The organism is Acinetobacter sp. 778_lipA, from assembly GCF_058242985.1.
Window position 1 is genome coordinate 665,446 of record NZ_JBZAYT010000001.1, and the last position, 15,634, is coordinate 681,079.

Consider the following 15,634-nt stretch of genomic DNA (forward strand, 5'->3'; position numbering starts at 1 on the left):
TCCACACTACTTATTTTGCTTACGCTTTTGCTGCTTACGGATCGCAAAGAATGCATAGACCGCAGGCACGTAAAAAACTAAAAAGGCTAAGATCAGCACGATTACGCCTAACTCATAGTTATGACTTAAATGGAACATTTCTTCGCCTTTTATAATTTCAGATTTTTTGAATCCCCCTAAGTCCCCCTTTTTTAAAAGGGGGACTTTATTCCCCTTGAGGATTGGGAAGGATTACTTACTGACAAGCTTCACAATCTGGATTATCGATTGAACATGCTTGTGGTACTGGTGCTGCCTGAGCGAAACCATCTTCTTCAGCAGGCGCTTCAGGTTTAGTTTCTTGAGCAACCGTAGCCACTGGTGCAGCAACAGTTGTTGCTTTTACTGCGTTTAAAGCGCCCGTGTTAATGGTTGATTTTTCCGCAGAGGTTGCACCTAATGCACGGAGGTAATAAGTGGTTTTAAGACCACGTAACCAAGCCATCTTATAAGTGATGTCTAGTTTCTTACCATTTGCACCAGAGATATAAAGGTTCAATGACTGCGCTTGGTCGATCCATTTTTGACGACGTGATGCAGCATCTACGATCCAACGTGTATCGACTTCAAATGCAGTCGCAAAAATTGCTTTTAACTCTTCAGGAATACGTGCAATTTTTTGTACTGAACCCTCGAAATGTTTCAAGTCGTTAACCATCACAGAGTCCCAAAGACCACGATCTTTTAACGCACGTACCAAGTACGGGTTGATCACTGTAAATTCACCAGAAAGGTTAGATTTTACATAAAGGTTTTGGAAGGTCGGTTCGATAGACTGCGAAACGCCACAAATATTTGAAATGGTTGCTGTAGGTGCAATCGCCATTACATTTGAGTTACGCATACCGTCTTTTTGAACTTTAGTACGTAATGTATCCCAGTCCAAACGTTGAGTGCGGTCAACTTCAAACATACGCTCTGGACGTGATTTTGCAACGATATCTAAAGAGTCGATTGGCAAGATACCTTGATCCCACAATGAACCTTTAAATGTTGAATACACACCACGTTCAACAGCAAGGTCGCTTGATGTTTGAATCGCGTAGTAGCTGATCACTTCCATTGATTCATCAGCAAAATCTACCGCTGCATCAGAACCATAACCCATACCCAATTCATATAAAGCATCTTGGAAGCCCATGATACCCATACCGACAGGGCGGTGTTTCATATTTGAATTACGTGCTTGTTCAACTGCGTAGTAGTTGATGTCAATCACGTTGTCGAGCATACGAACAGCAGTTTTAACTGTACGCGCTAATTTTTCACGGTCTAATGCGCCACCTTGAACATGTTGTACAAGGTTGATCGAACCTAAGTTACATACTGCGATTTCATCTTTATTGGTATTTAAAGTGATTTCAGTACATAAGTTAGATGAATGCACTACACCTACGTGTTGTTGTGGTGAACGTAAGTTACATACGTCTTTGAATGTGATCCAAGGATGACCTGTTTCAAACAACATTGATAACATTTTGCGCCATAAGTCTTTCGCACGGATTTTCTTATGCAGCATGTTGTTTTCTTTTGCAATGCCTTCGTAGTAAGCATAGCGTTCAGCAAATTCACCGCCAGTTAAATCATGCAAATCAGGTGTTTCAGATGGCGTGAACAATGTCCACTCAGCATCTTCAATCACACGTTGCATAAACAAATCTGGAACCCAGTTAGCCGTGTTCATATCGTGGGTACGACGACGGTCATCACCAGTGTTTTTACGAAGCTCTAGGAATTCTTCAATGTCCAAGTGCCAAGTTTCAAGGTATGCACATACTGCACCTTTACGTTTACCACCTTGGTTTACTGCAACAGCAGTATCGTTGGCAACTTTAAGGAAAGGTACAACACCTTGTGACTTACCATTGGTACCTTTGATATATGAGTTCAAGGCACGTACTGGTGTCCAGTCATTACCTAAACCGCCTGCCCATTTAGAAAGAAGGGCATTGTCACGCATCGCACCATAGATGTCATAAAGATCATCTTGAATCGTAGTTAAGTAACAGCTTGACAATTGTGGACGTAATGTACCTGAGTTAAACAGGGTCGGTGTAGACGCCATATAATCGAAGCTAGACAATAAGTCATAGAACTCGATTGCACGATCTTCACGCTGTTCTTCATTTAATGCAAGTCCCATTGAAACACGCATAAAGAACAATTGCGGAAGTTCGAAACGTACATCATTTGAGTGAATGAAGTAACGGTCAAATAAAGTCTGTAAACCTAAATAGGTAAATTGGTTTGAGCGTTCTGGTTTGATTGCAGCTGCCAATTTTGCAAGGTCAAAGTTTAAAAGCTCAGGAGAGAGAAGCTCAAGCTCGATACCTTTGTTTAAATAAGTTTCGAGCGCATCGCCTTCGATAGTATCTGTAGCTAAACCTAAGAATTTTAAACCTGTCGCAACCAAGTCATCACGTAATAGACGTGCAGTTACATAAGTATAGTTTGGTTCTTGTTCGATACGGGTACGTGTCGCCATCATCATCGTGGTTGAGATGTCTGACTGTTTTACACCGTTATATAAGTTTTTAACTGTTTCATCGACAATGGCTTGAACATTGATGCCTTCTAAGCCTTCACTTGCTTTTTCAATCGTGGCTTGAAGTTTGCTCAAATCTAGAGGCTGAAGCTGACCGTTCGCATCTGTGATTTGTAAGGTTGGGTGATGATGAGCACCAGTTTGTTTACGTGCATCAGAACGTTGTTCACGATAGATTACATATGCACGTGCAACTTTTTGTTCACCTGTACGCATAAGCGCCAATTCAACTTGGTCTTGAATTTCTTCAATATGAATTGTTCCGCCAGAAGGTAAACGACGATTAAAAGTATTCATCACCATCTCTGTGAGCTGAGTGATGCGATCATGAATACGGCTTGAATCTGCACTTTGTTGACCTTCTACAGCCAAAAAAGCTTTACCAATTGCTACAGAGATTTTATCTGCATCAAAAGCGGCAACATCACCAGTGCGTTTAATCACTTGTAGTTGACCTGGGGTTGTAATGGCGTTCATTGTCAGCGTAGCTCCATTGTCATCATTGTTATGTTTATGGACCATTTGAATCGTACAAACTGCAAAATTTGTTGTCACGATGTTTGAGGACTAAACACAATACTTAGTGGTTTAATTTAATTTAGAACACAAGATACGGTAATTTTAAGGGTAGATCAATATTGACATTTCAAGAATATTTTATCCGTGAAAAGTAAATTTTTATTTGCATCTTTTTGCCTCAAAGTGTCATTTTTGTTATATGCCTTATGAGACAAGCACATAGCATAGCAAAGACTCAGTAGAGTGCTTATAGATAAGTGTGTGGATAACTAAAAAAACGATAAACTGATGAGACAGAATATGAACAATGAAATATTTTGTATAAAAATTAGTCCAGCTATTGATTGTCTTAGAGAAATTTAAAAATGATGTGTATTGAATTTATAAAACTGCCTACAATTCAATAGTTAATAAAAATATAACAAATTGATACGCTCATGTATCAGTTTGGTGAATGAGGTCTTGTTTACATTGTAAACGTGTGTATATTGCAAAACATAGTGTGTTGAATCTGCGAGCTTTGTAGCAGACTCCAAAATCAAATATAGGGGCAAATAGATGAGCCAAGAAGAAAAGTTACCAAAGATTCTGATTGTTGAAGATGACGAGCGCCTAGCTCGCTTAACTCAGGAATACTTAATTCGTAATGGATTAGAAGTTGGGGTGGAACCAGATGGTAACCGTGCGATTCGTCGCATTATTGCTGAACAACCAGACTTGGTTGTATTGGATGTGATGTTGCCGGGTGCGGATGGTTTAACCGTTTGTCGTGAAGTTCGTCCACATTATCATCAACCGATTTTGATGTTGACTGCACGTACCGAAGATATGGACCAAGTTCTTGGTCTAGAAATGGGTGCAGATGACTACGTTGCAAAACCTGTTCAACCGCGTGTACTGCTTGCGCGTATCCGTGCGCTATTACGTCGTACAGATAAAGCGCCTGAAGATGAAGTTGCACAACGTATTGAATTTGACGATCTTGTGATCGACAATGGCGGTCGTTCAGTGACACTCAATGGTGAGTTGGTTGATTTCACCAGTGCTGAATATGATTTACTTTGGTTGTTGGCATCCAATGCAGGCCGTATCTTATCGCGTGAAGACATCTTTGAACGTCTCCGTGGTATTGAATATGATGGTCAAGACCGTTCGATTGACGTACGTATTTCACGTATTCGTCCAAAAATTGGTGATGATCCTGAAAACCCGAAACGTATTAAAACTGTACGTAGTAAAGGTTATTTGTTTGTTAAAGAGACTGGTCTATAAACGATGGGTCGGTCATCCAAGATGCTTGTCCATCACCGGACAAGCATAAAGAAGGTTAGTTTGCGTGTCTAAACACAGTATATTTTTGCGCATCTATGCAGGATTAGTCATTCTTGTTGTGTTGGTTGCCTTGTTTGGATATTTACTTGTCCAAATAATTAATTATCAACGTGCGCAGGAATATCGTGAGTCTCTCACAGATGGAATTTCATTTGTGATTAGTGAGGGTGTGGCACGTCAGCAAACTGAGCAGCAGCGTCTAGATTGGATTTCAGATGCTTCTGATTTGTTAGAGCTTCCCATTTATTATCTCGAAGCAAGAAAGGTTGATTTATCTCGTACTGAAGAAAAACGCATAGAAAATCAAAAAGCGGTGGTGCGTTATGATGCAGAACAAGGGATTGCTTATCTAGTTTTAGGGATCAGAAACGATCCAAAGCATTATTTATATATCAAAGTCGACCAAATCGGCGAACGCCAAATGAAGGCGCTTCCTGTGTTCATTCTGGATTATTTGGTTTATTATCCCGGTCAAGAACAAGAATATCTTAAAAAAATTCAACAACATTTTTCCTATCATGTAGGTGTTGAAAAGATTTCTCAACTCAATCTCGATTCAGAGCAAATTGGACGTTTAAGATCAGATCAAAGTGTAATTTTATGGCGTGACAGTGCAACTGTACGTGGTACAACCATTTCGATTGTTTCTCCATTGCCAAATTCGCCTACAGATGTCTTGGTGCTGGGACCTGTTCCAATGTTTAACTGGATGCCTGTTAAATTGGCTGCTGGAATAACATTGTTGAGTATGTTCTTGCTGTGTTTGGGGGTGTATGGCTTGATTGTGCCAATGCAACGCAAGTTGAAACAGGTGAATGAAGCCTTGGATGTGATGAGAACAGGGAATATGTCGCAACGTGTACCTGTTGAAGGTTATGACGAGATGGCAAGTCTGGCCACCAGTTATAACAGCATGTCTGATCATATACAGCGTTTGATTGAAGCACAGCGTGAGTTAATGCGTGCCGTATCGCATGAGTTACGTACACCTGTAGCGCGAATCCGTTTTGGTATGGAAATGCTGGCAGACGAAGATGACCATGAGTATCGTTTGCAACAGGTCGAGATGATTGATAAAGACATCGAAGCGTTAAATACACTGATTGATGAAATCATGACTTATGCGAAATTAGAGCAAGGTACACCTTCTTTAGATTTTGAAAAAATTGTATTGATTGATGTATTAAAGCAGGTTGCAGTAGAAACAGAAGCATTAAAAACCCAAAAGATTATCCACCTCAACCCACTTTCATCTGATGTGATTGTCGATGCAGAACGTCGTTATTTACATCGAGTTGTACAAAACTTGGTGGGGAATGCGATACGTTATTGTGATCATCAGGTCAATATTAGTGGTGGTGTTAATCACCAGACTAGTATGGCTTATGTCTGTGTGGAAGATGATGGCCCCGGGATTCCAGAGGAAGACCGTAAACGTGTATTTGAGGCATTTGCACGTTTAGATGATAGCCGTACCCGTGCTTCAGGTGGTTATGGTTTAGGACTTTCAATTGTGAGTCGTATTGCGTATTGGTTTGGTGGGACGATTGAAGTCGATCAAAGCTCAGATTTGGGTGGTGCAAGATTTACCATGTCTTGGCCGGTAGAGCGCTTTAAAAAGAAAAAAGTTTAGACGTTAAATCGTGCCATTAAAATATATGATTAAGATCCATTCGATTTATTTTATCAGTCATCTTTAAAGCCATCATTTAAGATAAAACCACTTTCATCCTTTCCTTTATTGAGAGGAAGGGATGGGGCTTTCAATATGATTTAATTTCCTATAATTATTTTTGATTTATAGTTAAACCACCTAATTATTTATACCAGTGATTTTTATCGGCTGATTGATCAGAAATGAAGCTTATGTTTTTGTATATACTTTTAGAAACTATTGGTTATCAATTGGTTTGCTGTACTTTTGAATCATAGATGGTTGTTCTATCGTGTGGCGACATGGATGTCTCTCCTTGTGCCGAGGAATACGGGGGGTATAGGACGAACCCCTTGCTTATGAGCAAAAACAAAGCACTGCTTTGTTTGTGGCGTAAGGTTTGGCATCCCCTACGCAAAGGTATTTAAACTTTGAATGTAATATGAGGTATTGCAAGCTTTTTTATAATTAAAAAAAATTTTTATGTAATTGATTTATTTAGAAAATATTAATTAATAGAAATTCTATTCTAGTGCTTGAGTTTTTTGACAGGCTGACTATATAAAAAAATCTATTGTTAAACTCAATAAAAAAACCACCGAAAATTTTCGGTGGTTTTTTATGTCTGGCTGTTGCTCAGTCTAGATCCTATTGTTGAAGCGTTGCATCAGGCGCAATGATTGGCTTGCTGTCTCGCAATGCTTGTAATGCATCATGATTAAAATCAATCAATAAGCTGTTTTGTTCAGCGTCAATTTTATAACTGCTAATGATTTTTTGATCACCTTGAATGGTGTCAATACGATATTCATCCGCGATATTTAAAATCCCTTCTAGATTTGTCGTGGTTGCGGCAAGATCTTGGCGGAAAAGCTCATACACATCTCTTAGATCAAAAATGGCATTTTGTGCATCAACGTGTTTTTTGACATAATTTTCAATATGACGAATCAGTAATTGTGCAAATAAAAAATAGTTTGGCTTGCTGCTGAATTCCATCTTGTTTTACCCCTAAATTTTTGATTTAAAGTTGTTCATATTGAATAGCATATACATAAAAGTGGTTCAATGTGTATAGGCTCTGTAGACAATTCGTCTAAGTTTGCGACAACGAACACCTTTTTCTGTAATTGGGTGCTAAATATACAATTTACTGATTTAAGCGACGATAAGTTATTCACCTTTCAAATGGCTTTAGTTTTGGAAAACTTGGGTTTGTTGTATATGCGAAAAATGACATGATCGACAGTGCTGACTGTTTTGAAAATTCAAATCAGAAAATCATAAGAGGGCACAAGGTAGGTCAAAAGTAGGCATTGGGCATTTGGCGTTGGATGGTTTAAAGCGGGTTATTTCATTGAAATAAGTTGGTTTTGATAATAGTGAAGTATAAAAAATTATAAATAACTTTGTAATATTTAAAAATTATCACAATAAGATAATTTTTATCACTTGATTGATCTAATGTGACTATTTTACCACATAGAATGTAACAAAATATTTTAGATGGTAAATCCTTATATTTGTAGAAATTAGCCAATTAAATCGCAGAAATACATGCATAAATCATGGCTTTTACTTGGGCTGAATCGGATTAAGCTACTGATTTGTCATTTTTAATTCATGATTAAAAAATAAACTTCGGAAAAACTAATAAGAATAGGGATAGAAATTTGATAAAACGATAAGTCAGCGCTGTATCGCTGTGAATCAGGAAAAAATATGGTTTTTGTCTAAAAAATCATCCGAAAGACTTAGAGCTATTAACTAGCAACAGATGACATCAATCGGGTACAATTGACCAGATTTATTTTGTGTTTGGTGTATTTGCAAGGCCAATACATACATTCTTTGTTAAATAATAGGCCTGCCAGGAGTTATCCCCGCATGAGTGCCATTACTCCATACGATTGGGCAATCATTGCCTTCGTGATCGGCGTGACATTTTTATGTGTCTTTATGCTCACCGTTCCTTTGCTCCTTGGGGGTAAATCATGGGGACGTGCGAAGCAAGAGCAATTTGAATCAGGTGTGGTTAGTGCTGGTGGTGCACGTATCCGCTTGTCTGCGAAGTTCTACCTTGTTGCAATCTTCTTTGTTGTATTCGATTTGGAAGCCCTCTATTTATATGCATGGGCGACATCTGTACGTGAAGTAGGTTGGGTTGGGTTTTCAGCTGCAGCTGTATTTATTTTAGTTTTACTCGTTGGTTTGATTTATGAATTATCTACAGGTGCATTGAACTGGTCACCTTCAGATAAACGTAAAATCGCAGGGATTAAACCTAAAATTGGTTCACCAAATATGGACCTTGCAGAAATTACTCGCTTCAATTCAATTGAAGAGTTGGTGATGGATCCTACAGGAACTATTCCAGCTCAATCTTCTGGTCGTGTGAAAGATAAAACACCGACCATGTCTCTGAACAAGGAGTAACTCGGGAATGAAATATACTTTAACCCGTGCGAATCCAGAAGCTGAACAATATCCGCTTCAAGATCGTCAAATTGTGACAGATCCACTTGAAGAAGAAGTGAATAAAAATGTGTTCATGACTCGCTTAGAGGATGTGGTACACACAGCTGTAAACTGGGGCCGTAAAAACTCAATATGGCCTTTTAACTTTGGTACATCTTGCTGCTACGTTGAATATGCAACCACGTTAACCGGTGTGCATGACTTGTCGCGCTTTGGTGCCGAGGTTATTCGTGCTTCGCCACGTCAGGCAGATTTGATGATTGTTGCAGGGACTTGCTTTGTTAAAATGGCGCCTGTAATTCAACGTTTGTATGAACAAATGCTTGAGCCTAAATGGGTGATTTCAATGGGTGCTTGTGCAAACTCTGGTGGTATGTACGACATCTATTCTGTTGTACAAGGTGTGGATAAAATCATTCCTGTTGACGTGTACGTTCCAGGTTGCCCACCACGTCCAGAAGCATTGATTCAAGCCTTGATGTTATTGCAAGACCAAATTCAATTAGAACGTCGTCCGCTCTCTGCGGTAATCGGTGATGATCTTCAGCCAGTGTATAAGCCAAAGATGATGCCAGAACGCGACCGTAAGAACGCTGAACGTATTGCAGTGAAAAACTTACGCTCTATGGATGAAATTGAGTAATTTTTTCTGATGAATATTTGACATATCTGATGGATATGGTCATCAGGGAATTTGACAGAATTTGTATTAAATAGGAAGCCAAGCCAATGGCTGAAACTGAAATTGCTATGCCAGAATCGACTCCAGTTGATTCCCGCCCAGCATTTGCAATTGTAGAAGATCTCAAAGCCAAATTTGGCGAGAACTTTTACGTGCAACCGACGTTTGAAGATTTTCCGACGGTCTGGGTTGAGCGCGCACGTGTACAAGAAGTTCTAATGTACTTGCGTAAAGTACCACGTCCTTATGTGATGCTGTTTGACTTATCTGCGGTCGATGAACGTTTGCGTAACAACCGTGATGGTTTACCTGCATCTGATTTCACAGTGTTCTATCACTTACTTTCATTAGAACGTAATAGTGATATTCGTATCAAAGTGGCGTTGAGTGAGAACGATATTAACGTTCCAACGGCGACCAATATTTGGCCAAATGCCAATTGGTACGAGCGTGAAGCTTACGATATGTTTGGGATCAATTTCGAAGGGCATCCAATGCTTCGTCGTATCTTGTTGCCAACCTATTGGGAAGGTCATCCACTGCGTAAAGAATATTCTGCACGTGCGACTGAATATACACCGTATATGCAAGACAAGGCTAAACAAGATTTCGAACAAGAACATCTTCGTTTCGTTCCAGAAGATTGGGGTCTAACACGCGGTAACGCGGATGAAGACTTTATGTTCTTGAACTTAGGTCCTAACCATCCATCTGCGCATGGTGCATTCCGTGTGATTTTGCAGCTTGATGGCGAAGAAGTGAAAGATTGTGTGCCTGATATTGGCTATCACCACCGTGGTGTGGAAAAGATGGCTGAACGTCAAACTTGGCATTCATTTATTCCATATACAGACCGCGTTGACTACTTAGGTGGTTGTGCGCAAAACATGCCTTATGTCATGGGTGTGGAACAACTTGCAGGGATTACCGTTCCTGATCGTGCACAATGTATCCGTGTCATGATGTCTGAATTATTCCGTATCAATAACCATTTATTGTATATCGGTACTGCGATTCAGGATGCTGGTGGTATGACACCAGTATTCTATATGTTTGCGGATCGTCAAAAAATCTATGACGCAATTGAAGCGATCACAGGTTTCCGTATGCACCCAGCATGGTTCCGTATTGGCGGGACAGCACATGACCTTCCAAACAACTGGCAAAAACTGATTCGTGAAATTCTCGAATGGATGCCAAAACGTTTGAAGGAATATCATACTGCTGCGCTGAAAAACTCAGTATTTGTGGGGCGTACCCGTAATGTTGCGCAATACGATGCTAAATCGGCATTGGCTTGGGGTGTAACAGGTACAGGTTTACGCGCGACAGGTATTGATTTTGATGTTCGTAAATATCGTCCATACAGTGGTTATGAAAATTACGACTTTGAAGTGCCGTTAGAGTATGAAGGCGATGCTTACGCACGTGTGATGGTTCACTATCGCGAAATCGAAGAGTCATTAAAAATCGTCAAACAGTGTTTGGATAATATGCCTTCTGGTCCTTATAAAGCGGATCATCCATTGGCAGTTCCACCACCAAAAGATAAGACTTTACAAGATATTGAAACTTTGATTACGCATTTCTTGAGCGTGTCATGGGGTCCTGTAATGCCAGCTGGTGAAGCCTCTGTAATGGCAGAAGTGGTGAAAGGTGCATCTAACTATTACTTGACTTCAGATAAGTCAACGATGAGTTACCGTACACGTATTCGTACACCTACTTTTACCCACTTGCAGCAAATTCCTTCCGTGATTAACGGCAGTCTTGTATCTGACTTGATCATTTATTTAGCGACAATTGACGTCGTTATGGCTGACGTGGATCGCTAAGGGGTAAACGCATTATGATGATTTTGACTGATAAAAAGCCACGTGTGAATGTTGAAGGGATTCTGACTAGCGAAGAAATCCATGAAATTGAACATCACATGGGTCACTACCCATACCCACGTGCAGCGTCTTTGGATGCTTTAAAGTGTGTACAGCGCCGTAATGGTTGGGTGGATGACGCGCAGTTACATGCAATTGCTCAATTATTGACAATTACAACTGCGGATTTAGAAGGTGTTGCAACATTCTATAACCGTATATACCGTCAGCCTGTAGGTCGTCACGTAATTTTATTATGTGATTCGATTGCATGTTTCTTGATGGGTGCGGAAACTTTAGCAGAAGCTTTCCAACGTGAACTGGGTATCCAATTTGGTCAAACGACAGCTGATGGTCGTTTTACTTTATTGCCGATCTGCTGTCTAGGGAACTGTGACAAAGGTCCAACCCTGATGATCGATGAAGATACACACGGTTTGGTTGAAGTGACTTCTGTGAAACAGTTATTGGAGAAGTATGTATGAATACCGAACCAAGACCAATTTATGGCGAAGGAAACCCTGAAACTCACCCATTAACATGGCGTTTGAGTAAACAGGAATTTGTTCGTAGTGCTGATGACTATGAAGCTTTAGAAGGCTATGCAGGCTTTAAAAAAGCGCTTTCTATGCCACCTAAAGACGTTCTTGAAGTCATTAAAGCAGCGACTGTAAAAGGTCGTGGTGGTGCAGGTTTCCCAGCAGGGATTAAATGGTCATTGATGGCACCCAATGATGGTGGTCCTCGTTACCTAATCTGTAATGCCGATGAAATGGAACCGGGAACATTCAAAGACCGTTTATTGATGGAAAAACTTCCACATCAATTGATCGAAGGGATGTTGATTGCAGGTTATACCCTCGAAGCGACTCAGGGTTATATCTTCATTCGCGGTGAATACATTGAAGCTGCACAATACTTAAATGAAGCTTTAGAACAAGTGCGTGCTAAAGGTTATTTGGGTGACAACATCTTAGGCACAGGTTGGAATTTTGACCTGCATGTGCATACCGGCGCGGGTCGTTATATCTGTGGTGAAGAAACTGCATTGATTAACTCACTCGAAGGTCGTCGTGCAAACCCACGTACTAAGCCGCCATTCCCACAAGTTGCAGGTGCATGGGGCCGTCCGACTATCGTAAACAACGTAGAAACCTATAACAACTTACCAGCAATTATGTTGCGTGGGCCTGAGTGGTATATCGGTTTGTCTGCGGGTAAATCTAAAGATCCAGGCACTAAAATTTATGGTGCATCAGGTAAAGTGACTTTCCCTGGTCTTTGGGAATTACCGTTTGGTACGACTGCACGTGAAGTGATTGAAGACTATGCTGGCGGTATGCGCGATGGTCTTAAACTGAAAGCATGGTTACCGGGTGGGGCATCGACTGACTTCTTGGCTGCTGAACACATTGATCTTCCAATGGATTCAGAAAGCATTATGAAAGCTGGTTCTCGTCTAGGTACATGTTTGTTAATGGTCGTTGATGAAACCCAGTGTATGGTTTCTGCAACGCGTAACTTAGAAGAATTCTTTGCACGTGAATCATGTGGATTCTGTACGCCATGCCGTGATGGTTTACCTTGGGCGGTCAAAGCACTTGTCGCAATTGAGAAAGGTGAAGGGAAGATGGAAGACATTCAACATCTTCAAGAACTGACTCGCAAATTGTGGATTGGTAAAACATTCTGTGCTCACGCACCAGGTGCGATGGAACCATTGATGGGTGCACTCAAATATTTCCGTAGCGAGTTTGAAGCTAAAGTGACAGATCGTCCTGTAGCCCAAGCCAGCCACGTAGAACAAGTTTAAGGAATTCGACTATGGCTACAATTCATGTCGATGGAAAATCGTATGAAGTCAATGGCTCGGAAAACTTGCTACAAGCATGTTTGAGTCTTGGCATCGACATCCCATATTTTTGTTGGCATCCAGCTTTAGGTTCTGTCGGTTCTTGCCGTCAATGTGCTGTTACTCAATATGCGAATCCAGAAGATACTCGTGGTCGCTTAGTAATGTCATGTATGACTCCTGCATCTGACAATACCTTTATTTCGATTGAAGACAAAGAAGCAAAAGATTTCCGTGAATCGATTGTGGAATTCTTAATGACCAACCACCCACACGACTGTCCAGTCTGTGAAGAGGGTGGTCACTGTCATTTACAAGATATGACAGTAATGACGCAACATGATCGTCGTCGTTATCGTTTTACCAAACGTACGCATCACAACCAAGAGTTGGGTTCTTTCATTGCACATGAGATGAACCGTTGTATCGCATGTTACCGTTGTGTTCGTTACTACAACGATTATGCCGGTGGTACAGACTTTGGTGTTTATGCCAATGCATCACGTGTCTACTTCGGTCGTCCAGAATCAGGCACTTTAGAGTCTGAGTTCTCTGGTAACTTGACTGAAGTGTGCCCAACAGGTGTATTTACCGATAAAACTCATTCGGCACGTTATAACCGTAAGTGGGACATGCAGTATGCGCCTAGCGTATGCCAAGGCTGTTCTTCTGGTTGTAATATCTCTCCGGGTGAGCGTTATGGCGAATTACGTCGTGTAGAAAACCGTTTCAATGGTGACGTTAACCAATATTTCCTTTGCGATAAAGGTCGTTTTGGTACGGGTTATGTGAACCGTGAAGATCGTCCACGTCAGCCGCAATTCCGTGCTGCAACAGAAGTTAAAACTGTTTCTGTTGATGTGGCACTGGATTCAGTAATTGAAAATGTTCAAGGCAAAAAAGTCTTGGGTATTGGTTCTCCACGTGCATCATTAGAATCAAACTACGCGTTGCGTGAGTTGGTTGGCCAAGAAAATTATTCAACAGGTCTTTCTCAAAAAGAACAGAGCTTGGTTGAACTTGCTGCATCGATTATGCAAGCTGAGGGCGTTTACAACCCGAGTATGCGTGAAATCGAAAGCTATGATGCAGTCTTGATCTTGGGTGAAGACTTAACACAAACTGCACCACGTATGGCATTGTCTGTTCGCCAAGCTGCGAAAAATAAAGCCAAACAAATGGCTGCAGACCGCCGTACCCAAGATTGGTTGGCTGAACCGGTAAAACGTATTGGTCAGGATGCAAATTCTCCAATCTATATCTTGGCTGCAACGCAAACACGTTTAGCCGATATTGCTGAGGGTGAAGTTGTTGCTTCTCCAAATGATATTGCACGTTTAGGCTTTGCAATTGCTGCGGGTGTAAACGGTGATGCGATTCTTGGTTTAGATGATGATGCTAAAGCATTTGCACAAACCATTGCGGATACGTTAAAAGCTGCGAAAAAACCATTAATCATCTCGGGTACGAGCTTACAAGATGCTGCCATCATGGAAGCTGCTGCACAAGTTGCACAAAACCTAGGTGGAAATGCAGGCTTAACCTTGACAGTTCCAGAAGTGAACTCAATGGGTATGGCTTTGTTTGGTGGTTTAAGCCTAGAACAAGCATTTGCTCAAGATTATGAGTCAATCATTATCGTTGAAAATGATTTGTTCCGCCGTTTACCTGCTGTACAAGTTCAGGCTGCTCTAGACAAAGCGCAAAGCGTGATTGTGCTTGATCACTCTGAAACTGAAACCGTAAAAGCGGCTGATGTCGTCTTGTCTGCTGCAAGCTTTGCAGAAGGCGATGGGACAGTGGTCAGCCAAGAAGGTCGTGCGCAACGCTTCTATCAAGTTTATGACCCAAGCTATTACAAACCAGAATATGCCATCAAAGAATCTTGGCGCTGGTTACATGCCATTGAAACGGGTGTGAAAGGTAAAGCGATCTCATGGACATTGCTTGATGATGTAATTGAGTCTGTGGTCAAAAATGTTCCAGTTCTTGAAGCAATTCAAGATGTTGCACCTGATGCGGGTTACCGTGTTCATGGCTTGAAAATTGCTCGTGAACCACGTCGTTATTCGGGTCGTACTGCAATGCGTGCACCATTAAACGTACATGAACCGAAACAACCTGTCGATGTCGATTCCGCATTAACATTCTCTATGGAAGGTTATGTTGGACCGCAAAATGCATCGTCATTGGTTCCATTTGCATGGGCACCGGGTTGGAACTCACCACAAGCTTGGAATAAATACCAGGATGAAGTGGGTGGTCACCTTAAAGGTGGTGATTCAGGCGTCCGTTTATTTGATCGCTTAGTAAAACGTCCTGCACGTAGCTATGTGGCGCCAACTGCGGTTGTGGCAAATCCAGAGAGTTTCCGTCTAGTTCCAATGCATCATATTTTCGCTTCAGGTGAATTTACGATTAAAACGCCGGTGATGGAATCGCGTATTCCAGAAGCGACTTTTGCCGTGGGCGAGCAAGATGCAGCACGTTTAAATGTTCAAGATGGTCAACAACTGACAGTTAAAGCAGGCGAAACGACAATTAGTCTTCCTGTGCATGTAATTGAATATTTACCAACAGGTTATATCGGTTATCCAGTCGGCCAAGCACCAACAGTTTCACTTGCTGAACCTGTATCTGTAACGGTAGGAGTGTAATC

At 41.1% G+C, this 15,634-nt stretch carries 11 protein-coding genes; 8 read left to right on the forward strand and 3 right to left on the reverse strand.

All coding sequences use genetic code 11. The features are described from left to right. Positions 1-6: 6 nt before the first annotated feature. Entirely contained in the window at positions 7-138 is a 132-nt protein-coding gene (locus AC4CUY_RS03155; RefSeq protein WP_004722859.1) for a preprotein translocase subunit YajC, read from the reverse strand. A 97-nt stretch (positions 139-235) separates the two neighbouring features. Further along, a complete protein-coding gene (locus AC4CUY_RS03160) occupies positions 236-3,106 on the reverse strand; it encodes a ribonucleoside-diphosphate reductase subunit alpha (RefSeq protein WP_490774654.1) in 2,871 nt (956 codons plus the stop codon). A 555-nt stretch (positions 3,107-3,661) separates the two neighbouring features. Here AC4CUY_RS03160 and bfmR point away from each other — a divergent pair. Together bfmR and bfmS are read left to right on the forward strand one after the other, a co-directional pair. Continuing rightward, the gene (bfmR, locus tag AC4CUY_RS03165) at positions 3,662-4,375 is read left to right on the forward strand and encodes a response regulator transcription factor BfmR (RefSeq protein ID WP_004722855.1); all 714 of its coding nucleotides are present in this window, start codon (positions 3,662-3,664) and stop codon (positions 4,373-4,375) included. Positions 4,376-4,439: 64 nt separating this feature from the next. Beyond that, on the forward strand, positions 4,440-6,068 hold the full coding sequence (gene bfmS / locus AC4CUY_RS03170) for a sensor histidine kinase BfmS (protein ID WP_490773663.1): 1,629 nt from the start codon (positions 4,440-4,442) through the stop codon (positions 6,066-6,068). 669 nt (positions 6,069-6,737) lie between these two features. Here the strand turns inward: bfmS and AC4CUY_RS03175 are convergent. Next, positions 6,738-7,088, reverse strand: coding sequence for a hypothetical protein (locus AC4CUY_RS03175; protein ID WP_336952954.1), 351 nt, complete (start codon positions 7,086-7,088; stop codon positions 6,738-6,740). Positions 7,089-7,976: 888 nt separating this feature from the next. On the opposite strand from AC4CUY_RS03175, the gene AC4CUY_RS03180 reads away from it, so the two are divergent. The 6 genes from AC4CUY_RS03180 (at position 7,977) to nuoG (ending at position 15,632) form a co-directional block, all read left to right on the forward strand. Next, positions 7,977-8,525, forward strand: coding sequence for an NADH-quinone oxidoreductase subunit A (locus AC4CUY_RS03180; RefSeq protein ID WP_004722844.1), 549 nt, complete (start codon positions 7,977-7,979; stop codon positions 8,523-8,525). A 7-nt stretch (positions 8,526-8,532) separates the two neighbouring features. Further along, positions 8,533-9,210, forward strand: a complete 678-nt coding sequence (locus tag AC4CUY_RS03185; protein ID WP_004722842.1) for a NuoB/complex I 20 kDa subunit family protein — start codon at positions 8,533-8,535, stop codon at positions 9,208-9,210. 86 nt (positions 9,211-9,296) lie between these two features. After that, on the forward strand, positions 9,297-11,084 hold the full coding sequence (gene nuoC, locus AC4CUY_RS03190) for an NADH-quinone oxidoreductase subunit C/D (RefSeq protein ID WP_336952953.1): 1,788 nt from the start codon (positions 9,297-9,299) through the stop codon (positions 11,082-11,084). Positions 11,085-11,098: 14 nt separating this feature from the next. After that, a complete protein-coding gene (gene nuoE / locus AC4CUY_RS03195; protein WP_004722839.1) occupies positions 11,099-11,608 on the forward strand; it encodes an NADH-quinone oxidoreductase subunit NuoE in 510 nt (169 codons plus the stop codon). After that, positions 11,605-12,936, forward strand: a complete 1,332-nt coding sequence (nuoF, locus tag AC4CUY_RS03200; RefSeq protein WP_004722838.1) for an NADH-quinone oxidoreductase subunit NuoF — start codon at positions 11,605-11,607, stop codon at positions 12,934-12,936. The genes nuoE and nuoF overlap by 4 nt, the downstream gene beginning before the upstream one ends. Positions 12,937-12,947: 11 nt before the next feature. After that, positions 12,948-15,632, forward strand: coding sequence for an NADH-quinone oxidoreductase subunit NuoG (nuoG, locus tag AC4CUY_RS03205; RefSeq protein ID WP_419359183.1), 2,685 nt, complete (start codon positions 12,948-12,950; stop codon positions 15,630-15,632). Positions 15,633-15,634 lie beyond the last annotated feature (2 nt).

Excerpts from the sequence above, each read along its gene's own strand:
- nuoE (WP_004722839.1), top strand. The coding sequence starts at position 11,099 with ATGATGATTTTGACTGATAAAAAGCCACGTGTGAATGTTGAAGGGATT.
- AC4CUY_RS03160 (WP_490774654.1), bottom strand. The coding sequence starts at position 3,106 with ATGGTCCATAAACATAACAATGATGACAATGGAGCTACGCTGACAATG.
- AC4CUY_RS03155 (WP_004722859.1), bottom strand. The coding sequence starts at position 138 with ATGTTCCATTTAAGTCATAACTATGAGTTAGGCGTAATCGTGCTGATC.
- AC4CUY_RS03180 (WP_004722844.1), top strand. The coding sequence starts at position 7,977 with ATGAGTGCCATTACTCCATACGATTGGGCAATCATTGCCTTCGTGATC.
- AC4CUY_RS03185 (WP_004722842.1), top strand. The coding sequence starts at position 8,533 with ATGAAATATACTTTAACCCGTGCGAATCCAGAAGCTGAACAATATCCG.
- nuoF (WP_004722838.1), top strand. The coding sequence starts at position 11,605 with ATGAATACCGAACCAAGACCAATTTATGGCGAAGGAAACCCTGAAACT.
- nuoG (WP_419359183.1), top strand. The coding sequence starts at position 12,948 with ATGGCTACAATTCATGTCGATGGAAAATCGTATGAAGTCAATGGCTCG.
- bfmR (WP_004722855.1), top strand. The coding sequence starts at position 3,662 with ATGAGCCAAGAAGAAAAGTTACCAAAGATTCTGATTGTTGAAGATGAC.
- AC4CUY_RS03175 (WP_336952954.1), bottom strand. The coding sequence starts at position 7,088 with ATGGAATTCAGCAGCAAGCCAAACTATTTTTTATTTGCACAATTACTG.
- nuoC (WP_336952953.1), top strand. The coding sequence starts at position 9,297 with ATGGCTGAAACTGAAATTGCTATGCCAGAATCGACTCCAGTTGATTCC.